We start from the raw sequence: 23,688 nt of genomic DNA, 5'->3' as shown, positions 1-23,688 counted from the left end.
GATAAAAAAAGCTTCATAAAATATGAAGCTTTGTTTTTGTAAATGTAATAATTATTATCTTTTCTCTATGCCAATAAATGGTCTGTAATTCTCTCCAACATAAATTTGACGTGGTCTACCTATTGGTTCTTTATTAAGACGCATTTCTTTCCATTGAGCAATCCAACCTGGTAAACGACCTAAAGCAAACATTACTGTAAACATTTCTGTAGGTATTCCCATAGCTCTATAAATGATACCTGAATAGAAATCTACGTTTGGATAAAGTTTTCTTTCTACAAAATAAGGATCTTTTAATGCTTCTTGCTCTAAACTTCTTGCTATTTCTAAAATAGGATCTTTAACACCTAAATCATTTAAAAGTTCATCTGCAGCTGCTTTAATAATTTTAGCTCTTGGATCGAAGTTTTTATAAACTCTATGTCCAAATCCCATTAAACGGAAAGAATCATTTTTATCTTTTGCTTTTTCCATGTATTTTTTGGTATCACCACCATCAGCTCTAATAGCTTCTAACATTTCTAAAACAGCTTGGTTTGCACCACCATGTAATGGTCCCCAAAGTGCAGAAATACCAGCAGAAAGAGAGGCAAATAAACCAGCATGAGAAGAACCTACAATTCTAACTGTAGAAGTAGAACAGTTTTGCTCATGATCTGCATGTAAAATTAATAATTTATCTAAGGCATCTTTAACAATCGGGTTAATTACAAAATCTTCATTTGGTTGCTTAAACATCATAAACATCAAATTCTCTACATATCCTAAAGATTTTTTGCCGTAATTTAAGTGCATTCCTTTTTGCTTACGCATAGTCCAAGCTACTAAAACAGGAAATTTAGCCATAATACGCACAATTGCATTGTACATATCTTCTCTAGATTCAACATTTACAGAAGAAGGGTTAAAAGCCGTCAAAGCACTTGTTAAAGAAGATAACACTCCCATTGGATGTGCAGTCTTAGGAAAAGCTTCTAAAATCTTTCTAACATCATCATCAACTAAAGAATGGTCTCTAATATCATTATGAAATTTTTCTAATTGTTCTTTATTTGGTAAATTTCCAAAGATTAAAGCATAAGAAACTTCTAAAAAATCTGCTTTTTCAGCCAATTCTTCAATCGAATAACCCCTATATCTCAGAACTCCTTTTTCACCATCTAAAAAAGTAATAGCACTTTCACAAGAACCTGTATTCTTATAACCAGGATCTATTGTTATTACTCCATTAGTCGCACTCCTAAGAGTTTTTATATTTATAGCAACTTCATTTTCTGTTCCTTTTACAAGTGGAAACTCATAAGAATTGTCTCCAATCTGTAATTTTGCTGTATCTGACATCTACCGGTTATTTTTTTGATTTATTTAGTTTCACGAAGATACCAAATTTTAAAACATTTTAAAAGGTTGTACTCATAGATTTTAGAAATTTTAAAATAACAATAACTTATCTGAAATTTCCATAAAAAAAACCTCATAATTTCTTATGAGGTTGTATTCTATTTAAAAAAAATGTTCTTATAGGTTAAATGCTTTTTCACCTGGAAAATAAGCAGTTGCTCCTAATTCTTCTTCAATACGTAATAATTGGTTGTATTTAGCCATTCTATCTGAACGAGAAGCAGAACCAGTTTTAATTTGTCCACAGTTTAATGCTACCGCTAAATCTGCAATAGTATTATCTTCTGTTTCGCCAGATCTATGAGACATTACAGAAGTATAACCTGCATTTTTAGCCATGTTTACAGCTGCAATAGTTTCAGTTAAACTTCCAATTTGGTTTACTTTGATTAAAATAGAATTTGCTATTCCATTTTCAATTCCTTTTGCCAAACGCTCTACATTAGTAACAAATAAATCATCACCAACTAATTGAACTTTATCTCCAATTAATTCAGTAAGGTATTTTGTACCATCCCAGTCATTTTCATCCATTCCATCTTCAATAGAAATAATAGGATATTTACCTGCTAATTCAGCTAAGTAATCTGCTTGTTCTTTACTAGTACGGATAACACCTTTATCTCCTTCAAATTTAGTGTAATCGTATTTACCATCAACATAAAATTCTGCAGCAGCACAATCTAAAGCTATTTTGATTTCTTCTCCAAAGACATAACCAGCATTTTTAACTGCCAAAGCAATAGTTTCTAAAGCATCTTCTGTACCACCTGCTAAATTTGGAGCAAAACCTCCTTCATCACCAACAGCTGTAGATAAACCTCTATCATGTAAAACTTTCTTTAAGTTATGGAAAATTTCAGATCCCATTTTTAAAGCTTCAGTAAAAGTTTTTGCCTTAACGGGCATAATCATAAATTCTTGAAATGCAATCGGAGCATCTGAATGAGAACCACCATTAATGATATTCATCATTGGTAATGGTAAAGTATTTGCAGATACACCACCTACATATCTATATAAAGGCATTCCTAATTCATTAGCAGCAGCTTTTGCAGCAGCTAAAGAAACGCCTAAAATAGCATTCGCTCCTAATTTAGATTTGTTTGGAGTTCCATCTAAATCTATCATTAATTGATCGATAGCATTTTGTTCAAAAACAGATGTACCTAACAACTCAGCTGCAATAATGTTGTTTACATTAGAAACGGCTTTTAAAACACCTTTACCCATGTAATCTTTACCACCATCACGTAATTCTACTGCTTCGTGCTCTCCAGTAGATGCTCCAGAAGGAACTGCTGCTCTTCCTAAAAAACCATTTTCTGTAGTTACATCTACTTCTACTGTTGGGTTACCTCTTGAATCAAAAATTTGACGTGCGTGAACGCTAATTATAATGCTCATTTTATTTATTATTTAATTATTTTAAAATCTTATACTTGCTGTGGCTAAATTACGAAATGTCTAAAGCATTTAATAATTTGTACCTAATTAATTACGAAAACGTTTGCTAAAATTATTTTAAATAAAATAAAAAAACCCACTCATAAAATGAGTGGGAAAATTGCTATGAAAAAGATTGTGATTATTACATCACACTTCAAAAATAGTATTTAAAAGTCATCAATATTTTATTATTTGATGAAAAACAATAAAGTTTCGACGGATAACTTTTAAGTTAAGACAAAACTTTTTTAGCGTCTTTAATATTCACAATAAATTGATCAAATAAGTACTCAGCATCATGAGGTCCAGGACTTGCTTCTGGATGATATTGTACAGAAAACACATTTTTGTCTTTCATACGTATACCAGCAACTGTATTATCATTTAAATGAACATGTGTTATTTCAACATTTTCATTTGCTTCAGTTTCCTCTCTATTAATAGCAAAACCATGGTTTTGAGAAGTAATCTCACCTTTGCCTGTCAATAAATTTTTAACAGGATGATTGATTCCTCTATGACCATTATGCATTTTATAAGTAGAAATTCCGTTAGCCAAAGCAATAACTTGATGCCCTAAACAGATACCAAATAAAGGTAAATTTCTTTTGATGATTTCCTTTGCTACTTCTTGAGCCTCTACTAGTGGTTCTGGATCACCAGGTCCATTAGAAATAAAATAACCATCTGGATTAAAAGATGCCAAATCTTCAAAACTTGCATTAAAAGGGAACACTTTTACATAAGCTCCTCTTTTTACAAAATTTCTTAATATATTTTTTTTGATTCCAATATCTAAAGCAGATATCTTTATTTCAGAATTTTCATCACCTACAAAATAAGGTTCTTTAGTAGATACTTTCGAAGCCAATTCTAAACCTTCCATACTAGGTACTTTGGCTAATTGTTCTTTTAATGAATCAATATTATCAACATCTGTAGATATAATTGCATTCATTGCTCCATTATCTCTAATATAAGCAACTAATGCACGAGTATCAACATCAGAAATTGCTACCAAATTATGTTTTGTAAACCAATCTTTTAAATTTCCGTTAGAATCTACTCTAGAATGTGTAAAACTAAAATTTCTACAAATTAATCCTGAAATTTTTATTCCATCAGATTCTACTTCTTCATCATTTACGCCATAGTTACCAATATGAGCATTCGTTGCCACCATTAACTGACCAAAATAAGATGGATCCGTAAATATTTCTTGATAACCTGTCATACCTGTATTAAAACAGATTTCTCCTGTAGAAGTTCCTTCTATACCAACAGATTTCCCATAAAAAATTGTTCCATCTGCTAATAAAACTAGCGCCTTTTTTCGTGTTTGATATTTCATTGATAGTTGTTGTGTTTCTTAATGCAAAAATATAAAAAAAGGGATAAACGTAAACGCTTATCCCTTTAATATGATTTAAAAAATTTTCATTTTTTATTCTTCAGATTTTTCTTCTGTTGCATTTCCTTCTACTTGTGGCGCATCTGCTTTCTTGCTTCTTCCTCTACGAGTAGTTTTCTTTGCTTTTTTACCATTAGGATTGTAAATTTCGTTGTAATCAACTAATTCTACCATTGCCATAGGAGCATTATCTCCCTGACGGTTTCCTAATTTGATAATACGAAGGTAACCTCCTGGTCTATCTGCTACTTTTACAGAAATCTCCTTAAATAATTCTGTAACAGCATATTTATCACGTAAGTGAGAAAAAACAACACGTCTGTTGTGAGTAGTATCACTTTTAGACTTTGTTATTAATGGTTCTGCAAAAACTCTTAATGCTTTTGCTTTTGCCACTGTTGTGTTAATACGTTTATGTTCTATTAAAGAACAAGTCATATTAGCTAACATCGCTTTTCTGTGCGAAGTTGTTCTTCCTAAATGATTATGCTTTTTTCCGTGTCTCATGACCTTTGTTTTATAATTTCATCTTGCATCTACTCATTATGAGGAGCAAAATATGAAAAATTAATCTCTATCTAATTTGTATTTTGTTAAATCCATTCCAAAACTTAAACCTTTAACAATAACTAATTCTTCTAGTTCTGTTAATGATTTTTTACCAAAGTTTCTAAATTTCATTAAATCACTTTTGTTAAAAGAAACTAAATCTCCTAATGTATCAACTTCTGCAGCCTTTAAACAATTTAAAGCTCTTACAGATAAATCCATATCAATTAATCTAGTTTTTAATAACTGACGCATATGTAATGATTCTTCATCATATGTTTCTGTTTGTGCAATTTCATCTGCCTCTAAAGTGATACGCTCATCTGAGAATAACATAAAGTGGTGGATTAATATTTTTGCAGCTTCAGTTAATGCATCTTTTGGGTTTATTGAACCATCAGTATCGATATCGAAAACTAATTTTTCATAATCCGTTTTTTGCTCTACACGAAAATTTTCGATTGCATACTTTACATTCTTAATTGGTGTGTAGATAGAATCAGTAAAAATTGTACCTATTGGTGCTGAAGCCTTTTTATTTTCTTCTGCAGGCACAAATCCTCTACCTTTTTCTATGGTAATTTCAGCATTTAACTTTACAGATTTATCCATATTACAGATTACTAAATCTGGATTCAATACTTGAAAACCAGAGATAAATTTCTGTAAATCTCCAGCAGTAAACTGCTCTTGACCAGATAATGATATAGAAACAGTTTCTCTATCAGTTTCATCTATTTGTTTCTTAAAACGAACTTGTTTTAAGTTTAAGATAATTTCTGTAACATCTTCTACAACTCCTGAGACAGTAGAAAATTCATGTTCTACACCATCAATTCTTAATGATGTAATTGCAAATCCTTCTAAAGAAGATAAAAGTACTCTTCTTAAAGCATTTCCTATTGTTAAACCAAAACCTGGTTCTAAAGGTCTAAATTCAAATCTACCTGTAAAATCTGTAGATTCAATCATTATTACTTTATCGGGCTTTTGAAAATTTAAAATTGCCATGTTCTTCGTTTTAATTGTTATTCAGTTGCGCGGTATATAAGTGTGAAGAAATACTTATATACCCTTTGGCTGAATCTCAATATGATTAATTTATTACTTAGAATATAATTCTACGATTAATTGTTCTTTGATGTTTTCTGGAATTTGTAATCTTTCTGGTACTTTAACAAAAGTTCCAGTTTTAGTATCTGTATTCCAAGTTAACCATTCAAAAACATTGCTGTTAGAAGCTAATGCATTCTCAATAGCTACCAAAGATTTAGATTTCTCTCTTACTGCAACTACATCACCTTCATTTAAACTATAAGAAGGAATATTAACGATTTCACCGTTAACAGTAATGTGTCTATGAGAAACTAATTGACGAGCTCCACTTCTTGAGTTAGAAACTCCCATTCTGTAAACAACGTTATCTAAACGAGATTCACATAATTGTAATAAGATTTCACCTGTAATTCCAGAAGCAGATTGTGCTTGTTTAAACAAGTTACTGAATTGACGCTCTAAAATACCATAAGTATATTTTGCTTTTTGCTTCTCCATTAATTGAGTTGCATATTCAGATTTTTTTCCTCTTCTTCTTGCATTACCGTGTTGTCCTGGAGGGAAATTTCTTTTTTCGAAGTTTTTATCTTCTCCAAAGATTGCTTCACCAAACTTACGAGCAATTTTAGTTTTTGGTCCTGTATATCTTGCCATTTCTTTTGTTGTTATAGATAGGGATTATGAATTAAGGCTTACTCCTTCGATAATCTGATTCCCATCAAGTTAAAATATTTAATTATACTCTTCTTCTCTTAGGAGGACGACAACCGTTATGAGGAATAGGTGTAACATCAATAATTTCTGTTACTTCGATACCTGCATTATGAATTGATCTAATAGCAGATTCTCTACCATTACCTGGTCCTTTTACATAAACTTTTACTTTACGTAAACCTGCTTCTTTTGCAACGTTTGCACAATCTTCTGCTGCTAATTGAGCTGCATATGGAGTATTCTTTTTAGAACCTCTAAAACCCATTTTACCTGCAGATGACCAAGAAATAACATCTCCTTTTTTATTTGTTAAAGAAATAATGATGTTGTTAAAAGATGCAGTTACGTGTGCTTCTCCTATAGCATCAATTATTACTTTACGCTTTTTTGAACTTGCTTTTGCCATAATTTTTCAGTTTTAGTAATTTAGTTTTCTAACTTTATAGTAAAAACTATTATTAGATCTTTATTACTTTATCTAACTTATTTTTTCTTGTTAGCTACAGTTTTTCTCTTACCTTTTCTTGTACGAGAGTTATTCTTAGTTCTTTGTCCTCTTAATGGAAGACCAAGTCTATGACGAATTCCTCTTTGACAACCGATATCCATCAAACGTTTGATGTTTAACTGTACCTCAGAACGTAATTCTCCTTCAATTGTGAAAGATCCTACTTGTTCTCTAATTGCTGCGATTTGATCATCAGTCCAATCTTGAACTTTGATGCTCTCATCTACTTTTGCTTCTGCTAGAACTTTAATTGCTCTGCTGCTTCCTATACCAAAGATGTAAGTTAAAGCGATAACTCCTCTTTTATTCTTTGGAATATCAATACCTGCTATTCTTGCCATTACCCTTGTCTTTGTTTAAATCTAGGATTTTGTTTATTAATCACGTATAATCTACCTTTTCTGCGAACTATTTTGCAGTCGGCACTTCTTTTTTTAACTGATGCTCTAACTTTCATCTGTTTTGTTTTTTTAGTATCTGTAAGTAATTCTTGCCTTTGATAAATCGTAAGGGCTCATTTCTAATTTCACCTTATCTCCTGGTAATAATTTGATATAATGCATACGCATTTTACCTGAAATGTGTGCCGTAACAATATGTCCATTTTCTAATTCTACACGAAACATTGCATTAGATAATGCTTCTGTAATTGTTCCGTCTTGTTGAATTGCTGATTGTTTAGCCATATTATTTATTCGATTTTCTGTTGCTGTTCCCCGCCTTCATTAAACCATCATAATGACGATTTAATAAGTACGAATTAATTTGTTGCAACGTATCAATTGCAACTCCAACCATAATTATTAATGATGTACCACCATAAAACATGGCCCAACTATGCTGTACTCCAAACTGAACTACAATAGAAGGTAAGATTGATAATCCTGCTAAAAATAACGAACCTGGGAACGTAATTCTAGATAATACAGAATCTAATCTATCTGCTGTGTCTTTTCCTGGTCTAATACCTGGTATAAAACCACCACTTCGTTTTAAATCATCTGCCATTTTATTCGTAGGAATAGTAATTGCAGTATAGAAATAACTAAAGATGATAATTAACAATGCAAATATTACATTGTACCCTAAACCATTCATATCTTGTAAACTAGCAATTGCTGGAAATCTCTGAGCCAAAGCAACTGGTAAAAACATAATTGCTTGTGCAAAGATAATTGGCATAACACCTGCTGCATTTAGTTTCAAAGGAATATAATCTCTTGAACCTGCAACGTTTTGAACATTTCCGACAACTGTTCTTCTAGCATATTGAACTGCAATCTTACGAACAGCAGTTACTAATAGCACAGTTAATAAAATTACCACAAACCAAACAATTATTTCTATTAAAACCATCATAAGACCACCTGCTCCGGCATTTGTTGTTTTAGCAACAAACTCTTGTAAAAAAGCAGCTGGAAAATTAGCGAGTATACCTACTGTAATCAATAATGAAATACCATTACCAACTCCCTTGTCTGTAATACGCTCACCTAACCACATTGCAAAAATTGTTCCTGCAGTAAGAATGATGATAGATGAAACCCAAAAAGTAGGCCCACTTACTAAAAAAGCCTCAGGTCCAAGACCAAATTGAGTTTTAATAGCAGTAATATACGTTGGTGCTTGCACCAAAGTAATACCAATAGTTAACCATCTAGTTATTTGTGTAATTTTTTTACGTCCACTTTCTCCATCTTTCTGTAGTTTTTGTAAATAAGGAACCGCAATTCCCATTAACTGAACTACAATAGATGCAGAAATATAAGGCATAATACCAAGTGCCATAACTGAGGCTCTTGCAAATGCTCCTCCTGTAAATGCATTTAATAAACCTAAAAGACCTCCAGAAGTACTTTCTTTTAAAGCTGATAGTTGTAAGGGATCTATTCCTGGTAAAGGAACAGAAGCCATAAAACGATATACAGCAATTAAACCGATCGTAAGAAGAATTTTATTCTTCAATTCTTCAATACTGAAAATGTCTTTTAATCTATTTATCAATTTCATCATTTACGGGATGTTATAAAGTAACAGCTTCTCCTCCAGCAGCTTCTATAGCCGCTTTTGCTGTTGCTGTAAATTTATGTACAGTTATATTTAATTTAACCTTTAACTCTCCACCACCTAATATTTTTATTAAGTCGTTTTTTCTTGCCAATCTATTAGCAATTAAAGTATCTAAATTAACTGTATCTGTTATCTTTCCACTATCAACTAAAGATTGTAATTTATCTAAATTGATACCTTGGTATTCAATACGATTTATGTTCGTGAAACCAAATTTAGGTACACGTCTTTGAAGTGGCATTTGCCCTCCTTCAAAACCAATCTTTTTAGAATAACCTGAACGAGATTTCTGACCATTGTGACCTCTTGTAGCGGTACCACCTTTTCCAGATCCTTCACCCCTTGCAATTCTTTTTCCTTTTTTAATGGAACCTTCTGCTGGTGTTAAATTATGTAAACTCATTTTTTCTAAATATCTTATTTAATTTCTTCGAAAGAAACTAAGTGTTTAACTGTATTTACCATACCAACTATAGAAGGAGTTGCCTCATGTTCTACAGTTTGGTGCATTTTACGTAAACCTAATGCCTCTAAAGTTCTCTTTTGACTCTGAAGACGTCCGATTTGACTTTTTACTTGTGTAACTTTAATTCTTGCCATCGTTCTTAGATTTATCCGTTAAATACTTTCTCTAAAGAAATTCCTCTTTGTTTAGCAATAGCTGCTGCACTACGTAATTGTAATAAAGCATTAAAAGTTGCTTTAACTACGTTATGAGGATTTGATGATCCCTGAGATTTTGATAATACATCATGTATACCTACTGACTCTAATACGTGCCTTACAGCACCACCAGCAATAACTCCTGTACCATGAGAAGCAGGCTTAAGGAACACTTTTGCTCCACCAAACTTACCTTTTTGCTCATGAGGTAAAGTAGCTTCTAAAATAGGTATTCTAACTAAGTTTTTCTTTGCGTCTTCAATTGCTTTTGCAATTGCAGATGCAACATCCTTAGATTTACCTAATCCATGACCAACAACACCATTACCATCTCCAACAACAACGATTGCAGAGAAACCAAATGCTCTACCACCTTTTGTTACTTTAGTAACACGCTGAACGCCTACTAATCTATCTACAAGTTCTAACCCACTTGGCTTTACTCTTTCTACGTTTTTATAACCTTGCATAATTTCTTAAAATTTTAAACCCGCTTCTCTTGCAGCGTCTGCTAATACTTTAACTCTACCGTGATATAAATATCCGTTTCTATCGAAAGCAACCGTTTCAACTCCTGCTTTAGTAGCTTTCTCCGCGATTGTTTTACCAACTGCAGTTGCCTGCTCAGTTTTTGTACCTGCTTGTATTTCTTTATTTCTAGATGAAACTGAAGCAATTGTTACTCCGTTTACATCGTCTACTAATTGAGCGTAAATTTCTTTGTTACTTCTAAAAACCGATAATCTTGGTTTAGTAGCTGTACCAGAAATAATCTTTCTAATTCTACGCTTAATTCTAACTCTTCTTTGTAGCTTTGATAATGCCATAATACTATATATTATGCAGATTTACCTGCTTTTCTTCTTAATATTTCACCAACAAACTTCACACCTTTTCCTTTATAAGGCTCTGGTGCTCTGAAAGAACGAATCTTAGCAGCTATTTGACCAACAAGTTGTTTGTCAAATGAAGATAATTTAATGATCGGGTTTTTCCCTTTCTCAGATACTGTTTCAATTTTTACTTCTGGAGCAATTTCAAGAACAATATTATGAGAGAAACCTAAAGCTAAATCTAATTTTTGTCCTTGATTAGATGCTCTATAACCAACACCAACCAATTCTAAATCCTTAGTCCAACCTTTACTCACACCTTCAATCATATTATTGATTAAAGCTCTCATTAAACCATGTTGCGCTTTATGGTTTTTACTTTCAGATGCTCTATCTAAAGTGATAATACCATCTTCAATTTTTACTGTAATACCTTCAGAAATAGTCTGAGTTAACTCACCTAATTTTCCTTTAACGGTAACTACATTGTCTTTTATGTTTACATCTACACCTTGTGAAATGCTAACGGGATTTTTTCCTATTCTACTCATTTCCTTAGATTAATAAACGTAACATAAAACTTCTCCTCCAACATTCTCTTGACGTGCTTTTTTATTTGTCATTACACCTTTAGATGTAGAAATAATAGCAATTCCAAGTCCGTTTAATACTCTTGGCATCTCTGTAGAGCCAACATATTTACGTAAACCTGGTGTACTGATACGTTGAATTTTTCTAATTACTGACTCTTTTGTGTCTCTTTCGTACTTTAAAGCGATCTTAATTGTTCCTTGAACTTTATCGTCATTGAACTGATAACTTAAAATATACCCTTGATCAAACAAAATTTTAGTCATTTCCTTCTTCAAGTTTGAAGCTGGAATTTCCACTACTCTGTGTCCTGCTGCGATTGCATTTCTTACCCTTGTAAGAAAATCCGCGATTGGATCTGTATACATATTTATATAAAATTGCGATTACGGTTTTCAATTACCTCTATTTATGCTACAGATTTCTCTGTGATAAATGAACCTATAATCAGTTAAAATTCTTATACTCAAAAAAAATAGAGCGTGCAAAGATACACATTCTATTTTTATTTATAAGCTTTATTTTTTGATTTCTACCAAGATGCTTTTTTAACACCTGGTATTAATCCTTGATTAGCCATTTCACGAAACGTAACACGAGATAAACCAAATTGTCTCATATACCCTTTTGGACGACCAGTTAATTTACATCTATTATGCATTCTAACTGGTGATGCATTCTTTGGTAATTTTTGCAATGCATCATAGTCTCCAGCTTCTTTTAAAGCTTTTCTCTTTTCTGCATATTTTGCAACTGTTTTCGCTCTCTTACGTTCGCGAGCTTTCATTGATTCTTTAGCCATTTCTTAATTTTTTTTGAATGGTAAACCTAATTCTCCTAATAATGACTTCGCTTCCTTATCAGTATCTGCAGATGTTACAAAAGTAATATCCATACCGTTAATTTTCTTCACTTGATCAATATTAATCTCTGGGTAGATGATTTGTTCAGTAATACCTAAATTGTAATTACCTCTTCCATCAAATCCATTAGCTTTTATACCGTTAAAGTCTCTTACACGAGGTAAAGAAGCTGTAACTAATCTGTCTAAAAATTCGTACATTTTATCTCCACGTAAAGTAACTTTAACACCAATTGGCATCCCTTTACGTAATTTAAATGCAGCAATATCTTTTTTAGACATTGTAGAAACCGCTTTTTGACCAGTAATTTTAGTCAACTCTTCTAAAGCATAATCTATTAATTTCTTATCTGCAATTGCAGCGCCAACACCTTTAGAAACAACAATTTTTTCTAATTTTGGCACTTGCATTACATTCTTATAACTGAATTCTTCAGTAAGAGCACTTATAACTCTTTCCTTGTATTCTGCTTTTAATCTTGGTACGTAACTCATGATTATTCTTATTTTTTAGTTTTTTTAGAGACTCTAGTTTTAGCATCTCCATCAACCTTATAACCTACTCTCACAGCTACACCATCTTCTACTAACATTAAGTTAGATATGTGAAGTGAAGCTTCTTTCTTTACAATACCACCTTGAGGGTTTTGAGCACTAGGTTTAGTGTGCTTAGAAACTAAGTTAACACCTTCTACCAATACTCTATCCTTATCTTTAATGATTTGTAAAACTTTACCTTCAGATCCTTTATGATCTCCTGCAATTACTTTTACAGTATCTCCTGATTTTATTTTGAACTTCTTCATCTTATTAATGATTTAAAGCACTTCAGGTGCTAATGATACTATTTTCATGAATTGTTTCTCACGAAGCTCACGTGCAACAGGGCCAAAAACACGTGTTCCTCTCATCTCCTCTGTAGGATTTAAAAGTACACAAGCGTTATCATCAAATCTGATGTATGATCCGTCTTTACGTCTTACTTCTTTTTTCGTTCTTACAACAACTGCTCTAGATACTTGACCTTTTTTTACAGTTCCGTTAGGAGTTGCAGATTTAACAGCTACAACAATCTTGTCTCCAATACTTGCGTAACGTTTTCTTGTTCCTCCTAAAACTCTAATCACTAAAACTTCTTTTGCTCCAGTGTTATCTGCGACTTTTAATCTTGATTCTGTCTGTAACATATTATTTAGCTCTTTCTAGGATTTCTACTAATCTCCAACGTTTAGATTTACTCATAGGTCTTGTTTCCATGATCCTAACAGTATCTCCTTCGTTGCAATCATTCTGTTCGTCGTGTGCAACATACTTTTTCGTCTTTAATACGAATTTACCGTACATTGGGTGCTTTACTCTCTTAGTTTCTGCAACAACAATAGATTTTTCCATTTTGTTACTAGAAACAACACCAATTCTCTCTTTTCTAAGATTTCTTTTTTCCATCTTTAAAACTGACTATAGAATTATTGTAATTCTCTTTTTGTTAATTCTGTTGCAATTCTTGCTACAGTTCTTCTTAATCCTCTCAATTGCAATGGATTCTCCAAAGGAGTTATTGCGTGAGCCATTTTAAGATCAGTATAATTCTTTTGCAACGCTCCAAGCTTCTCATTAAGATCAGCTATAGATAATTCTTTTACTTCAGATTGTTTCATTTTATTTAGAATTATGCGTTAATATCAAAATCTCTTGCTACTACAAACTTCGTTTTAACTGGAAGTTTCTGAGCTGCTAAACGTAAAGCTTCTTTTGCAACATCAATTGGTACTCCACCAATTTCAAACAAAATTCTACCTGGTTTAATAACTGCAACAAAATGATCTGGAGCTCCTTTCCCTTTCCCCATACGTACCTCTAAAGGTTTCTTAGTGATAGGCTTGTCTGGAAAAACTTTAATCCATAACTGACCTTCTCTTTTCATATGACGAGTTGCCGCGATACGAGCTGCTTCTATTTGACGAGAAGTTAACAAGTTCTGGTCTAAAGATTTGATACCAAACATTCCATTAGAAAGTTGATTTCCTCTACCAGAAATACCAGTCATATTTCCTTTCGCCTTCTGTACCTTACGGTATTTTACTCTTTTTGGCTGTAACATTTTTAATTTCTAATTTTAAAAATTATTTTCTTCTACGAGGTTGTTGACGTTTAGATCTATCACCACCACCTTTATTACCGCCTTGTTTTTTAGACAAACCAACTAATGGAGACAATTCTCTTTTACCATATACCTCACCCTTCATAATCCATACTTTAACACCTAGTCTTCCGTATTGAGTATGAGCTTCTACAAGTGCATAATCAATATCAGCTCTAAAAGTAGAAAGTGGAATTCTTCCTTCTTTATAATGTTCTGAACGTGCCATTTCAGCTCCATTTAAACGACCTGAAATTTGAATTTTAATTCCTTCAGCGTTCATACGCATAGTAGCCTGAATAGCCATCTTAGTCGCTCTCTTGTAAGAAATTCTATTTTCTATTTGACGAGCAACACTAACTGCAACTAATTTTGCATCTAATTCTGGACGTTTAATTTCAAAAATATTAATTTGAACTTCTTTACCAGTAATTTTTTTAAGCTCTTCTTTTAACTTGTCTACCTCTTGACCTCCTTTACCAATAATGATACCTGGACGTGCAGTAGTGATAGTAACGGTTACAAGTTTTAATGTACGCTCTATAATTACTCTAGAAACACTTGCTTTAAATAATCTAGCATTAACATACTGTCTTATTTTAAAATCTTCAGCTAATTTATCTCCGTAGTCATTACCACCGTACCAGTTAGATTCCCAACCTCTGATGATTCCTAAACGATTCCCTATTGGATTTGTTTTTTGTCCCATTTCTACTTTAATTAATTGCTTAAATTTTTACTACCTAACTCTAAAGTAACGTGATTAGAACGCTTACGAATTCTATGAGCACGCCCTTGTGGAGCTGGTCTTAATCTCTTTAACATTCCTGCGCTATCCACGCAAATTGTTTTTACAAACAACTTAGCTTCTTCAATAGATGCATCTTCATTTTTAGCTTGCCAGTTTGCAATTGCAGACAATAACAATTTCTCTAAATTAATTGAAGCTTCTTTTGGGCTAAACTTTAAGATTTGTAAAGCTTTTTCAACTTCTACTCCTCTTATCTGATCTGCGACTAAACGCATTTTTCTCGGTGATGTAGGACAGTTAGTAAGCTTCGCGAAAGCACGTTGCTTTCTATCTGCTTTTAACTGATCTGCCATGTTTTTTTTACGAACTCCCATATCCTACTATTTTTTTCCTTTATTTTTTGCACCAGCGTGTCCTCTAAAAGAACGAGTTGGTGAAAATTCGCCTAATTTATGCCCTACCATGTTTTCTGTTACATAAACTGGTACAAATTGACGTCCGTTATGAACAGCAATTGTTTGTCCAACAAAATCTGGAGTAATCATACTTGCTCTAGACCAAGTTTTAATTACAGTTTTGCTACCAGCCTCTACATTAGCTAACACTTTTTTCTCTAATTTATAGTGAACGTAAGGTCCTTTTTTTAATGATCTTGCCATAACTTATTATTTCTTTCTACGTTCTATAATGTACTTATTACTAGCTTTAGTCTTAGATCTAGTTTTAAATCCTTTAGCAGGAATACCATTTCTAGATCTTGGATGACCTCCAGAAGCACGACCTTCACCACCACCCATTGGGTGATCGACAGGATTCATTCTTACTGCATTAACTCTAGGTCTTCTACCTAACCATCTTCTTCTACCTGCTTTACCAGATACTAGTAATTGATGATCTGAATTAGATACAACACCAATAGTAGCTAAACAAGTTAACAAGATTAATCTTGTTTCACCAGAAGGTAACTTAACTGTTGCGTACTTACCATCTCTTGCCATTAACTGAGCAAAAGAACCTGCAGAACGAGCCATAACAGCTCCTTGTCCTGGACGTAATTCTATACAAGAAATTGTAGTTCCTAAAGGAATTTCGCTTAATGGCATTGCATTACCAACTTCTGGCGCAATGCTACTACCTGCTACAATTGTTTGACCTACTGTTAAACCGTTTTGTGCTATTACATAACGCTTTTCTCCATCAGCATAACTAAGTAAAGCAATAAATGCTGTACGATTTGGATCGTACTCTATAGTTTTAACTGTTGCGGGAATACCTGCTTTATCTCTTTTAAAATCGATAATACGGTATCTTTGTTTATGACCACCCCCGATGTTACGAGTTGTCATTCTACCCTGACTGTTTCGACCTCCAGATCGTTTTTTCGGAGCAAGTAAACTTTTCTCCGGCTTATCAGTTGTTATGGTGTCGAACCCATTTACAACTCTAAAACGCTGACCTGGTGTTATTGGTTTTAATTTTCTAACTGACATTTTTGTCTTTTCTTAAAGATTGTTATAAAAATCAATGCTTTCTCCTTCTGCTACTTGAACGATAGCCTTTTTGTATCCACTCTTAATACCAGTTACTAAACCTTTTTTAGTAAACTTAGTATTTCTTTGAATTGGATAGTTTAAAGTTTTAACGCTTAATATAGAAACTCCGTATGCTTTTTCAACAGCACCTTTAATTTCTAATTTATTAGCTTTTTTATCTACAACAAACGTAAAGCGATTATATAATTCACTATCGTTTGTAGCTTTTTCCGTGATAATAGGTTTTATTAAAATACTCATTATGAACCCTATTTACTTAAGTTTGTATTAATTCCTTCTAAAGAACTTTCTGTAATTACTACTTTATTAGCATTTAAAACACCATAAGTATTAATTTCTGAAGCTTTAACAACTTTAGCCTTTTTTAAGTTACGTGATGATAAATACACATTCGCATTTTCATTACTTAACACAAATAAAGATTTTTTAGTTTCTAATTCTAATGCTTTTAAAACATCTAAAAAGTTTTTAGTCTTTGGTGATTCAAAGTTAAAATCTTCAATTACTACTAAATTCTTATCATTTGCTTGAATACTTAAAGCAGACTTACGTGCTAAACGCTTTAAATTTTTATTCAATTTAAAAGAATAATCTCTTGGTCTTGGACCGAACATACGACCACCACCTCTAAAAACTCCAGACTTGATAGAACCTGCTCTTGCAGTACCAGTACCTTTTTGTTTTTTTATCTTTCTTGTAGAACCTGTAATTTCTGCTCTTTCTTTAGACTTGTGCGTTCCTTGACGTTGATTCGCCAAGTATTGCTTAACATCTAAATAAATAGCATGATTATTAGGCTCAATACCAAATACATCGCTAGAAAGTTCAACTTGTCTACCTGTATCTTTTCCTGTAATATCTAAAACAGCTACTTTCATTATTTCTGAATAGTTACAAAAGCATTTTTGTGTCCAGGAATTGCTCCTTTAACAACAAGTAAGTTCTTTTCAGCAACTACTTTTAATACTTTTAAGTTTTGAACTTTCACTTTATCTCCACCCATTCTACCTGCCATACGCATTCCTTTGAACACTCTTGCAGGATAAGATGCAGCACCAATAGAACCCGGAGCTCTTAAACGGTTATGCTGACCGTGAGTAGCTTGACCTACACCAGCAAACCCATGACGCTTTACAACACCTTGGAAACCCTTTCCTTTTGAAACTCCAGACACATCAACAAACTCACCTTCTTCAAAGTGAGATACTGTGATAGAATCTCCTAATTTATACTCTTCTTCAAACCCTTGAAATTCAACGACTTTTCTTTTAGCAGTGGTGCCAGCTTTTTTAAAGTGACCGTCTAACGCTTTGTTAGAACTCTTCGCCTTTTTGTCATCGAAACCAAGTTGCAACGCAGTGTACCCGTCAACCTCTTCGGTTCTGACTTGGGTAACTACGCAAGGACCTGCTTCGATTACTGTACAAGGAATATTCTTCCCGTTTTCATCAAATAAGCTGGTCATTCCAATCTTTCTTCCTATTAACCCAGACATTTAGTTAAAATTTTAGACGATAGATATTTATCCAGCGCGTCTATTAATAATTATTTTTTCGAAACAATTGTTTCATTCTCGTCCTTTAAGTTTCAACCAAAAAAAACAGCGCAAACAAATTCAACGCTGATTTTGTTTTTTCCGTTTTTCCTTCGCGAAACGCTCTGGACATGTTACCATTTTTCAATTTTACTCAAAAAATAGTGTTCCGACTATAAATCGGATTGCAAAAGTATAAAAAACTTTCGGTTTAACAAAATTAAACCGAAAGTTAATATTTACTTATACTTTGATCTCAACTTCTACACCGCTTGGCAACTCAAGTTTCATTAAAGCATCAATAGTTTTCGAAGAAGAACTATAGATATCTAACAATCTTTTGTATGAAGCTAATTGAAATTGCTCTCTAGATTTTTTGTTTACGTGTGGAGAACGTAATACAGTAAAAATCTTTTTATGTGTTGGTAATGGTATTGGTCCGTTTACTACAGCTCCAGTACTTTTTACCGTCTTTACGATTTTTTCAGCAGATTTATCTACTAAATTGTAATCGTAAGACTTTAATTTAATTCTAATTTTTTGACTCATCTTGTAATTATTAAGTAGATTATCCTTTTGATTTTGCGATTACTTCTTCAGATACATTTGAAGGAGTTTCTGCATAGTGTGAAAATTCCATAGTAGAAGTTGCTCTACCAGAAGACATCGTTCTTAAAGCTGTTACATATCCAAACATCTCAGATAAAGGAACAATTGCTTTTACAACTTTAGATCCAGCACGATCACTCATGTCATTAACCTGACCTCTTCTTCTATTTAAATCTCCAACGATATCACCCATGTTAGCTTCAGGAGTTAACACTTCAACCTTCATTAAAGGTTCCATGATTTTTGCTTTTGCAGATTTTGCAGAAGCTTTATACCCCATTCTTGCAGCTAACTCAAAAGATAATGCATCAGAATCCACTGCGTGGAAAGATCCATCTCTTAAAGTAACTTTCATTGAATCCATTTCGTAACCTGCTAAAGGACCATTCTTCATAGCTTCTCTGAAACCTTTCTCTACAGAAGGAACAAATTCTCTAGGAACATTACCACCTTTAATTACAGAATCGAATTGTAAACCTTGAACACCTTCATCAGCTGGTCCAATAGTAAATGCAATATCAGCAAATTTACCACGACCACCAGATTGCTTTTTATAAACTTCTCTATGATCAGTTACAGCAGTGATTGCTTCTTTATATTCTACCTGAGGTTGTCCTTGATTAACTTCAACCTTAAACTCACGTTTTAAACGATCTACAAGTACATCTAAATGTAACTCTCCCATTCCAGAAATAATAGTCTGTCCTGAAGCTTCATCTGAACGCACTGTAAAAGTAGGATCTTCTTCTGCTAACTTAGCAAGTCCGATACCTAATTTATCTACATCTGCTTTTGTTTTAGGCTCTACAGCTATACCAATTACTGGGTCTGGAAAATCCATAGACTCTAATACAAGAGGGAATTTTTCAGCAGTTAAAGTATCTCCTGTTTTAATAGATTTAAAACCTACAGCAGCACCAATATCTCCAGCTTCAATATAATCAATTGCATTTTGCTTATTCGCATGCATTTGATAAATACGAGAAATACGTTCCTTTTTACCTGAACGGTTATTTAAAACATAAGAACCTGCATCTAAACGACCAGAATATGCTCTAAAAAATGCTAAACGACCAACAAAAGGGTCCGTAGCAATTTTAAATGCTAAAGCAGCAAAAGGTTCATCTACATTTGGCTTACGTAATTCTTTTTCTTCAGTATCTGGATTTATTCCAACAATACCTTCCTTATCCATCGGAGAAGGCAAGTAACGACATACAGCATCTAAAAGAAACTGAACACCTTTGTTTTTAAACGCAGAACCACAAATCATAGGAATGATAGCCATATCCATAACAGCAGCTCTAAGTGCAGCATGCACTTCATCTTCTGTAATAGAATTCTCATCTTCCATAAATTTCTCTAAAAGATTCTCATCATAACTTGCTACTTCTTCAATAAGATTAGCACGTAATAATTTAGCTTCTTCTTTTAAATCTTCAGGAATATCAACAACATCAAATGTTGCTCCCATTCCTTCTTCATGCCATATAATAGCTCTATTTTTAACTAGATCTACAATACCTTTAAAGTTCTCTTCATCACCAATATTTAAAACAATTGGCACTGCATTAGAACCTAACATTGTTTTTACCTGACCACAAACCATCATAAAATCAGATCCTTGACGGTCCATTTTATTAACAAATCCGATACGAGGCACTTTATAGTTATCAGCAAGTCTCCAGTTAGTTTCCGATTGAGGCTCAACACCATCAACTGCAGAAAATAAGAAAACTAAACCATCCAAAACACGTAATGATCTATTTACTTCTACAGTAAAATCAACGTGACCTGGAGTATCAATAATATTAAAATGGTAATCTTTAGTCTCTGGAAGAACTTCAGCATTTTCTTTTGGAAATTGCCAAGTACAAGTAGTTGCAGCAGAAGTAATTGTAATACCTCTTTCTTGCTCTTGCTCCATCCAGTCCATCGTAGCTGCTCCATCATGCACCTCACCAATCTTGTGAGAAACACCTGTATAAAACAATACACGTTCAGTAGTTGTGGTTTTACCAGCATCAATATGCGCTGCAATACCAATATTTCTTGTATATTTTAAATCTCTAGCCATTTCTATTAAAATCTGAAGTGTGAGAATGCTTTATTTGCTTCTGCCATCTTATGTGTGTCAGTACGTTTTTTAACTGCAGCTCCTTCTTCTTTAGCCGCAGCTAAAATCTCAGCAGCTAAACGCTGTGCCATAGTTTTTTCGTTTCTCTTACGAGTATACAAAATCATCCATTTAATAGCCATAGACACCTTACGGTCTGGTCTAATTTGCATTGGTATTTGGAATGTTGCACCACCAACACGACGAGATCTTACTTCTACGTGAGGCATTACATTTGACAAACCATCTTTCCAAATCTCTAAAGCCGATTTCTCTTCGTCTTCTCCTTTTCTTTCTTCTACTAACTCTAAAGCGTCATAGAACACTTTAAACGCTACAGACTTCTTACCGCTCCACATTAAGTTATTCACAAAACGCGTTACTAACTGATCGTTAAATTTTGGATCCGGTAATAAGACTCTTTTTTTTGCTGCTCTTTTTCTCATGTCTTTTACATTAAAAAAGTTAATTAATTTGTTACTAACCTTCAGTTATTAACCATAAGCTTAAAACCCGACATTTAAGAAAACCCCTTAAACACAGAAACATTAACCTTAAAAGCTCACAACCTCTAACTTGTAACTCTTACTTCTTTGGGCGTTTTGCACCATACTTTGAACGTCTCTGGGTTCTCCCCTCAACACCTGCTGTATCTAATGCACCACGTACTACGTGATATTTAACACCTGGTAAATCTTTTACCCTTCCACCTCTAACTAATACTATCGAGTGCTCCTGTAAGTTATGTCCTTCACCTGGAATGTATGCGTTTATCTCATTACCATTTGTCAATCTAACTCTGGCAACTTTACGCATTGCTGAATTAGGTTTCTTTGGTGTTGTAGTATAAACACGAGTACAAACTCCACGTCTTTGAGGACAAGACGACAAAGCAGCCGATTTACTCTTCTTAGTTATTTTGGTTCTTCCTTTACGAACTAATTGTTGAATAGTTGGCATACTAAATTATTACTGTTTTTCGTTTATAATTAAACCTTTACTCTTTTTTAAGAGTCCGCAAATGTACAATTATTTTCTAATTATTCAAGTATCAGCAAGTTATTTTTTCTTAATCTTTATTTTTTGATTAAATTTTATGATTTTCTTTTACATTTGACACACCTATTATATCAATTTTGAACAAAAAAAAGAATCTTTACTTAATAATTCTATTTATCTTATTTTCTTTTAAAGGAATATATGCACAAGGTTTCACTTTAAAAATTACGTCTAAAGATAAATTAGAAATAATTGCTTTAGAAAAAATAGATTATCAGAAGAAACACAAAAAAATCAAAACTCTAAATTTAGAAATCGATAGAGTTTCTGAGTACTTGAAAAAATCTGGTTATTTTACAAATACAATTGATAGTATTGTCAATTTAAAAAAAGATTACATTGTTTTTTATAATTTAAACAACAAAATAGATGTGGCAGTAATTAAATTAAACTCCGTTTCTAAAATTTATTTCGAAAAGTCAAATTTAAAAGGGAATACTATTTCTATCCCTATTGAAAAACTATCTACTAGTTTATTAAAAATTTCTAAAACATTAGATGATGAAGGTAAATCATTTTCTAAAGTTCAGCTTCAAAATATAGTAATTAAAGACAAAACTTTATTTGCTGATTTAAATATCAATCCTTCTAACAAAAGAATCATCAATCAAGTAAAAGTAAAAGGTTATGAAAATTTCCCTAAATCATATTTAAAAAATTATTTTAATTTAAAACAAAACACTCTTTTTAACCAACAAAAAATTAAAGACATATCTATAGCAACCAAAGGCATACCATTTGTATCAGAAATAAAACCTACTGAAGTTTTATTCACAAAAGACTCCACCTTATTATATATGTATTTAAAAAAACAAGTAAATAATAGTTTTGACGGGATTGTGAGTTTTGCATCTAAAGATAACGGAGATGTTTTATTTAATGGAAATATAGATCTAAAATTAAACAACATACTTAATAGCGGTGAAAGATTTGGTCTTTATTGGAACAGCATAGGAGAAGAAAGACAAGAATTAAAATTATCTACAGAAATACCATATATATTCAATTTAAAATTTAGCCCAGAACTATCTTTCCTTATATACAAACAAGATTCTAGTTTCTTAAGCTCAAAATTTGACACAAAAATTTCTTATCACATTAACAATAAAATAAAACTAGCCTTAACTTATAATTCTGAAACCTCAGAAAAACTAGTAGAGAATTTAACCAATAATATTGAAAGTTATGACAATTATTTTTTAGGATTACAACTAAAATATAGTATTCCTAAAAACGATGTTTTTTTTAACAATAAATTTTATTTAGAAATTAACCCAAGTTTTGGTCAAAGGAAGGTAAGTGAAAAATCTAACAATCAATTTAAATTTGAATCTACAATTTCATATCTATGGGATTTAAATTTACGAACCAGCATTTACATCAAAAATAAAATTGGATACCTAAATTCTAACTTCTATATAAATAATGAACTTTTTAGAATTGGAGGCGCAAATAGTATCAGAGGATTTAACGAACAAAGCATACTTACAAAAAACTATACTTTCTTTAATATAGAATATCGATATTTAACTTCAGAGAAATCATATTTATACACTTTGCTAGATATAGGAAAAATAAATATAAACTCAAAAAATGAAAATCTTTTGGGTCTAGGGCTAGGTTATTTATTCAACACAAATACTTCACAAATTAACCTTAGCCTTGCTGTAGGCAAAATAAACAAACAAAACATTGATTTTAAAAGCGTTAAACTGATAATCAACTGGAAAAACTACTTTTAAGCATCCACAAGTAATTATGTTTAGTTAACACTTTTTAACCTTTTTTAACAAATTTAATTGCTTATTTAATAATAAAG

Annotated in this window: 36 protein-coding genes; 1 reads left to right on the top strand and 35 read right to left on the bottom strand. The window is 32.5% G+C overall.

The features are described 5' to 3' along the window. Positions 1-54 precede the first annotated feature (54 nt). From GQR92_RS16555 to rpsL, 35 genes are all read right to left on the bottom strand, one after another. Positions 55-1,341, bottom strand: a complete 1,287-nt coding sequence (locus GQR92_RS16555; protein WP_158841455.1) for a citrate synthase — start codon at positions 1,339-1,341, stop codon at positions 55-57. 177 nt (positions 1,342-1,518) lie between these two features. Continuing rightward, a complete protein-coding gene (eno, locus tag GQR92_RS16550; RefSeq protein ID WP_158841453.1) occupies positions 1,519-2,808 on the bottom strand; it encodes a phosphopyruvate hydratase in 1,290 nt (429 codons plus the stop codon). Positions 2,809-3,082: 274 nt separating this feature from the next. Further along, complete coding sequence (carA, locus tag GQR92_RS16545) at positions 3,083-4,201, bottom strand: glutamine-hydrolyzing carbamoyl-phosphate synthase small subunit (RefSeq protein ID WP_158841451.1); 1,119 nt, start codon at positions 4,199-4,201, stop codon at positions 3,083-3,085. Between the two features lie 93 nt (positions 4,202-4,294). Further along, positions 4,295-4,768: a 50S ribosomal protein L17 gene (gene rplQ / locus GQR92_RS16540; RefSeq protein ID WP_158841449.1), complete on the bottom strand. Its 474-nt coding sequence runs from the start codon at positions 4,766-4,768 to the stop codon at positions 4,295-4,297. A 60-nt stretch (positions 4,769-4,828) separates the two neighbouring features. Then, positions 4,829-5,821, bottom strand: a complete 993-nt coding sequence (locus GQR92_RS16535; RefSeq protein ID WP_158841447.1) for a DNA-directed RNA polymerase subunit alpha — start codon at positions 5,819-5,821, stop codon at positions 4,829-4,831. 93 nt (positions 5,822-5,914) lie between these two features. After that, positions 5,915-6,520, bottom strand: coding sequence for a 30S ribosomal protein S4 (gene rpsD, locus GQR92_RS16530; protein WP_158841445.1), 606 nt, complete (start codon positions 6,518-6,520; stop codon positions 5,915-5,917). Positions 6,521-6,602: 82 nt separating this feature from the next. After that, positions 6,603-6,986: a 30S ribosomal protein S11 gene (rpsK, locus tag GQR92_RS16525; protein WP_036825729.1), complete on the bottom strand. Its 384-nt coding sequence runs from the start codon at positions 6,984-6,986 to the stop codon at positions 6,603-6,605. A gap of 77 nt (positions 6,987-7,063) precedes the next feature. Then, positions 7,064-7,429, bottom strand: coding sequence for a 30S ribosomal protein S13 (gene rpsM, locus GQR92_RS16520; protein WP_036825726.1), 366 nt, complete (start codon positions 7,427-7,429; stop codon positions 7,064-7,066). After that, the gene (gene ykgO / locus GQR92_RS16515; RefSeq protein ID WP_004568720.1) at positions 7,429-7,545 is read right to left on the bottom strand and encodes a type B 50S ribosomal protein L36; all 117 of its coding nucleotides are present in this window, start codon (positions 7,543-7,545) and stop codon (positions 7,429-7,431) included. The genes rpsM and ykgO overlap by 1 nt, the downstream gene beginning before the upstream one ends. A 13-nt stretch (positions 7,546-7,558) precedes the next feature. Then, positions 7,559-7,774 carry a translation initiation factor IF-1 gene (gene infA / locus GQR92_RS16510; RefSeq protein WP_004568721.1) on the bottom strand — a complete coding sequence of 72 codons (216 nt, stop codon included), beginning with the start codon at positions 7,772-7,774 and terminating at the stop codon, positions 7,559-7,561. 1 nt (position 7,775) lies between these two features. Further along, a complete protein-coding gene (gene secY, locus GQR92_RS16505; protein ID WP_158842223.1) occupies positions 7,776-9,098 on the bottom strand; it encodes a preprotein translocase subunit SecY in 1,323 nt (440 codons plus the stop codon). Between the two features lie 13 nt (positions 9,099-9,111). Next, positions 9,112-9,561: a 50S ribosomal protein L15 gene (gene rplO, locus GQR92_RS16500; protein WP_158841443.1), complete on the bottom strand. Its 450-nt coding sequence runs from the start codon at positions 9,559-9,561 to the stop codon at positions 9,112-9,114. Between the two features lie 14 nt (positions 9,562-9,575). Further along, entirely contained in the window at positions 9,576-9,758 is a 183-nt protein-coding gene (gene rpmD / locus GQR92_RS16495) for a 50S ribosomal protein L30 (RefSeq protein WP_068451547.1), read from the bottom strand. Between the two features lie 11 nt (positions 9,759-9,769). Beyond that, complete coding sequence (gene rpsE / locus GQR92_RS16490; RefSeq protein ID WP_158842221.1) at positions 9,770-10,294, bottom strand: 30S ribosomal protein S5; 525 nt, start codon at positions 10,292-10,294, stop codon at positions 9,770-9,772. Positions 10,295-10,297: 3 nt separating this feature from the next. Then, on the bottom strand, positions 10,298-10,648 hold the full coding sequence (gene rplR, locus GQR92_RS16485) for a 50S ribosomal protein L18 (protein ID WP_158841441.1): 351 nt from the start codon (positions 10,646-10,648) through the stop codon (positions 10,298-10,300). Between the two features lie 11 nt (positions 10,649-10,659). Further along, positions 10,660-11,205 carry a 50S ribosomal protein L6 gene (rplF, locus tag GQR92_RS16480; protein ID WP_158841439.1) on the bottom strand — a complete coding sequence of 182 codons (546 nt, stop codon included), beginning with the start codon at positions 11,203-11,205 and terminating at the stop codon, positions 10,660-10,662. 9 nt (positions 11,206-11,214) lie between these two features. Continuing rightward, on the bottom strand, positions 11,215-11,613 hold the full coding sequence (gene rpsH, locus GQR92_RS16475) for a 30S ribosomal protein S8 (protein ID WP_158841437.1): 399 nt from the start codon (positions 11,611-11,613) through the stop codon (positions 11,215-11,217). A gap of 164 nt (positions 11,614-11,777) precedes the next feature. Then, on the bottom strand, positions 11,778-12,047 hold the full coding sequence (rpsN, locus tag GQR92_RS16470; protein ID WP_158841435.1) for a 30S ribosomal protein S14: 270 nt from the start codon (positions 12,045-12,047) through the stop codon (positions 11,778-11,780). A gap of 3 nt (positions 12,048-12,050) precedes the next feature. Further along, a complete protein-coding gene (rplE, locus tag GQR92_RS16465; RefSeq protein ID WP_158841433.1) occupies positions 12,051-12,602 on the bottom strand; it encodes a 50S ribosomal protein L5 in 552 nt (183 codons plus the stop codon). A gap of 8 nt (positions 12,603-12,610) precedes the next feature. Then, on the bottom strand, positions 12,611-12,913 hold the full coding sequence (rplX, locus tag GQR92_RS16460) for a 50S ribosomal protein L24 (RefSeq protein ID WP_158841431.1): 303 nt from the start codon (positions 12,911-12,913) through the stop codon (positions 12,611-12,613). A gap of 12 nt (positions 12,914-12,925) precedes the next feature. Further along, positions 12,926-13,294 (bottom strand): 50S ribosomal protein L14, encoded by a 369-nt coding sequence (gene rplN, locus GQR92_RS16455; protein WP_068451523.1) that lies wholly within the window; start codon positions 13,292-13,294, stop codon positions 12,926-12,928. Between the two features lies 1 nt (position 13,295). Then, complete coding sequence (rpsQ, locus tag GQR92_RS16450) at positions 13,296-13,553, bottom strand: 30S ribosomal protein S17 (protein ID WP_065320234.1); 258 nt, start codon at positions 13,551-13,553, stop codon at positions 13,296-13,298. Between the two features lie 20 nt (positions 13,554-13,573). After that, complete coding sequence (rpmC, locus tag GQR92_RS16445; RefSeq protein ID WP_100947456.1) at positions 13,574-13,765, bottom strand: 50S ribosomal protein L29; 192 nt, start codon at positions 13,763-13,765, stop codon at positions 13,574-13,576. Between the two features lie 11 nt (positions 13,766-13,776). Continuing rightward, a complete protein-coding gene (rplP, locus tag GQR92_RS16440; protein WP_158841429.1) occupies positions 13,777-14,208 on the bottom strand; it encodes a 50S ribosomal protein L16 in 432 nt (143 codons plus the stop codon). 22 nt (positions 14,209-14,230) lie between these two features. Then, entirely contained in the window at positions 14,231-14,956 is a 726-nt protein-coding gene (gene rpsC, locus GQR92_RS16435; protein ID WP_158841427.1) for a 30S ribosomal protein S3, read from the bottom strand. A gap of 11 nt (positions 14,957-14,967) precedes the next feature. Further along, the gene (gene rplV, locus GQR92_RS16430) at positions 14,968-15,372 is read right to left on the bottom strand and encodes a 50S ribosomal protein L22 (RefSeq protein ID WP_158841424.1); all 405 of its coding nucleotides are present in this window, start codon (positions 15,370-15,372) and stop codon (positions 14,968-14,970) included. Between the two features lie 6 nt (positions 15,373-15,378). Continuing rightward, positions 15,379-15,657, bottom strand: a complete 279-nt coding sequence (gene rpsS, locus GQR92_RS16425) for a 30S ribosomal protein S19 (RefSeq protein ID WP_158841422.1) — start codon at positions 15,655-15,657, stop codon at positions 15,379-15,381. Between the two features lie 6 nt (positions 15,658-15,663). Continuing rightward, positions 15,664-16,488, bottom strand: a complete 825-nt coding sequence (gene rplB, locus GQR92_RS16420) for a 50S ribosomal protein L2 (protein ID WP_158841420.1) — start codon at positions 16,486-16,488, stop codon at positions 15,664-15,666. Between the two features lie 12 nt (positions 16,489-16,500). Next, on the bottom strand, positions 16,501-16,791 hold the full coding sequence (gene rplW, locus GQR92_RS16415; RefSeq protein WP_158841418.1) for a 50S ribosomal protein L23: 291 nt from the start codon (positions 16,789-16,791) through the stop codon (positions 16,501-16,503). A gap of 8 nt (positions 16,792-16,799) precedes the next feature. Then, positions 16,800-17,429: a 50S ribosomal protein L4 gene (gene rplD, locus GQR92_RS16410; RefSeq protein WP_158841416.1), complete on the bottom strand. Its 630-nt coding sequence runs from the start codon at positions 17,427-17,429 to the stop codon at positions 16,800-16,802. Beyond that, the gene (gene rplC / locus GQR92_RS16405) at positions 17,429-18,046 is read right to left on the bottom strand and encodes a 50S ribosomal protein L3 (protein ID WP_105050445.1); all 618 of its coding nucleotides are present in this window, start codon (positions 18,044-18,046) and stop codon (positions 17,429-17,431) included. Before rplC ends, rplD begins: the two co-directional genes overlap by 1 nt. 282 nt (positions 18,047-18,328) lie before the next feature. Continuing rightward, on the bottom strand, positions 18,329-18,634 hold the full coding sequence (gene rpsJ, locus GQR92_RS16400; protein ID WP_004568745.1) for a 30S ribosomal protein S10: 306 nt from the start codon (positions 18,632-18,634) through the stop codon (positions 18,329-18,331). A gap of 19 nt (positions 18,635-18,653) precedes the next feature. Beyond that, the gene (fusA, locus tag GQR92_RS16395; RefSeq protein ID WP_158841414.1) at positions 18,654-20,771 is read right to left on the bottom strand and encodes an elongation factor G; all 2,118 of its coding nucleotides are present in this window, start codon (positions 20,769-20,771) and stop codon (positions 18,654-18,656) included. A 5-nt stretch (positions 20,772-20,776) separates the two neighbouring features. Next, positions 20,777-21,256 (bottom strand): 30S ribosomal protein S7, encoded by a 480-nt coding sequence (gene rpsG, locus GQR92_RS16390; protein ID WP_087522435.1) that lies wholly within the window; start codon positions 21,254-21,256, stop codon positions 20,777-20,779. Positions 21,257-21,395: 139 nt separating this feature from the next. Beyond that, positions 21,396-21,770 (bottom strand): 30S ribosomal protein S12, encoded by a 375-nt coding sequence (gene rpsL / locus GQR92_RS16385; protein WP_018943587.1) that lies wholly within the window; start codon positions 21,768-21,770, stop codon positions 21,396-21,398. 176 nt (positions 21,771-21,946) lie between these two features. On the opposite strand from rpsL, the gene GQR92_RS16380 reads away from it, so the two are divergent. Further along, positions 21,947-23,611, top strand: a complete 1,665-nt coding sequence (locus GQR92_RS16380) for a ShlB/FhaC/HecB family hemolysin secretion/activation protein (protein WP_158841412.1) — start codon at positions 21,947-21,949, stop codon at positions 23,609-23,611. Positions 23,612-23,688 lie beyond the last annotated feature (77 nt).

This window comes from Polaribacter sp. L3A8 (genome assembly GCF_009796785.1).
Taxonomy (GTDB): Bacteria; Bacteroidota; Bacteroidia; order Flavobacteriales; family Flavobacteriaceae; genus Polaribacter.
The sequence above is the reverse complement of the archived record's forward strand: the minus strand, read 5'-3'. Positions and strand labels throughout refer to the sequence as shown.

Coding starts and splice junctions, on each gene's coding strand:
- rpsQ (WP_065320234.1), bottom strand. CDS start 13,553: ATGGAAAAAAGAAATCTTAGAAAAGAGAGAATTGGTGTTGTTTCTAGT.
- rplR (WP_158841441.1), bottom strand. CDS start 10,648: ATGGCATTATCAAAGCTACAAAGAAGAGTTAGAATTAAGCGTAGAATT.
- rplX (WP_158841431.1), bottom strand. CDS start 12,913: ATGAAGAAGTTCAAAATAAAATCAGGAGATACTGTAAAAGTAATTGCA.
- carA (WP_158841451.1), bottom strand. CDS start 4,201: ATGAAATATCAAACACGAAAAAAGGCGCTAGTTTTATTAGCAGATGGA.
- ykgO (WP_004568720.1), bottom strand. CDS start 7,545: ATGAAAGTTAGAGCATCAGTTAAAAAAAGAAGTGCCGACTGCAAAATA.
- fusA (WP_158841414.1), bottom strand. CDS start 20,771: ATGGCTAGAGATTTAAAATATACAAGAAATATTGGTATTGCAGCGCAT.
- rplD (WP_158841416.1), bottom strand. CDS start 17,429: ATGAAAGTAGCTGTTTTAGATATTACAGGAAAAGATACAGGTAGACAA.
- rplN (WP_068451523.1), bottom strand. CDS start 13,294: ATGTTACAGACAGAATCAAGATTAAAAGTCGCAGATAACACTGGAGCA.
- rplQ (WP_158841449.1), bottom strand. CDS start 4,768: ATGAGACACGGAAAAAAGCATAATCATTTAGGAAGAACAACTTCGCAC.
- rpsN (WP_158841435.1), bottom strand. CDS start 12,047: ATGGCTAAAGAATCAATGAAAGCTCGCGAACGTAAGAGAGCGAAAACA.
- rplW (WP_158841418.1), bottom strand. CDS start 16,791: ATGAGTATTTTAATAAAACCTATTATCACGGAAAAAGCTACAAACGAT.
- rpmC (WP_100947456.1), bottom strand. CDS start 13,765: ATGAAACAATCTGAAGTAAAAGAATTATCTATAGCTGATCTTAATGAG.
- rplF (WP_158841439.1), bottom strand. CDS start 11,205: ATGAGTAGAATAGGAAAAAATCCCGTTAGCATTTCACAAGGTGTAGAT.
- rplC (WP_105050445.1), bottom strand. CDS start 18,046: ATGTCTGGGTTAATAGGAAGAAAGATTGGAATGACCAGCTTATTTGAT.
- rpsK (WP_036825729.1), bottom strand. CDS start 6,986: ATGGCAAAAGCAAGTTCAAAAAAGCGTAAAGTAATAATTGATGCTATA.
- rpsL (WP_018943587.1), bottom strand. CDS start 21,770: ATGCCAACTATTCAACAATTAGTTCGTAAAGGAAGAACCAAAATAACT.
- secY (WP_158842223.1), bottom strand. CDS start 9,098: ATGAAATTGATAAATAGATTAAAAGACATTTTCAGTATTGAAGAATTG.
- rpsJ (WP_004568745.1), bottom strand. CDS start 18,634: ATGAGTCAAAAAATTAGAATTAAATTAAAGTCTTACGATTACAATTTA.
- rpsC (WP_158841427.1), bottom strand. CDS start 14,956: ATGGGACAAAAAACAAATCCAATAGGGAATCGTTTAGGAATCATCAGA.
- rpsH (WP_158841437.1), bottom strand. CDS start 11,613: ATGTATACAGATCCAATCGCGGATTTTCTTACAAGGGTAAGAAATGCA.
- eno (WP_158841453.1), bottom strand. CDS start 2,808: ATGAGCATTATAATTAGCGTTCACGCACGTCAAATTTTTGATTCAAGA.
- rpsD (WP_158841445.1), bottom strand. CDS start 6,520: ATGGCAAGATATACAGGACCAAAAACTAAAATTGCTCGTAAGTTTGGT.
- rpmD (WP_068451547.1), bottom strand. CDS start 9,758: ATGGCAAGAATTAAAGTTACACAAGTAAAAAGTCAAATCGGACGTCTT.
- rpsG (WP_087522435.1), bottom strand. CDS start 21,256: ATGAGAAAAAGAGCAGCAAAAAAAAGAGTCTTATTACCGGATCCAAAA.
- infA (WP_004568721.1), bottom strand. CDS start 7,774: ATGGCTAAACAATCAGCAATTCAACAAGACGGAACAATTACAGAAGCA.
- rplP (WP_158841429.1), bottom strand. CDS start 14,208: ATGTTACAGCCAAAAAGAGTAAAATACCGTAAGGTACAGAAGGCGAAA.
- GQR92_RS16535 (WP_158841447.1), bottom strand. CDS start 5,821: ATGGCAATTTTAAATTTTCAAAAGCCCGATAAAGTAATAATGATTGAA.
- rpsS (WP_158841422.1), bottom strand. CDS start 15,657: ATGGCAAGATCATTAAAAAAAGGACCTTACGTTCACTATAAATTAGAG.
- rplB (WP_158841420.1), bottom strand. CDS start 16,488: ATGTCAGTTAGAAAATTAAAACCAATAACACCAGGTCAGCGTTTTAGA.
- rpsM (WP_036825726.1), bottom strand. CDS start 7,429: ATGGCAAGAATAGCAGGTATTGATATTCCAAAGAATAAAAGAGGAGTT.
- GQR92_RS16555 (WP_158841455.1), bottom strand. CDS start 1,341: ATGTCAGATACAGCAAAATTACAGATTGGAGACAATTCTTATGAGTTT.
- rplO (WP_158841443.1), bottom strand. CDS start 9,561: ATGAGTTTACATAATTTAACACCAGCAGAAGGTTCCATTAAAAAAGGA.
- rplV (WP_158841424.1), bottom strand. CDS start 15,372: ATGGGAGTTCGTAAAAAAAACATGGCAGATCAGTTAAAAGCAGATAGA.
- rplE (WP_158841433.1), bottom strand. CDS start 12,602: ATGAGTTACGTACCAAGATTAAAAGCAGAATACAAGGAAAGAGTTATA.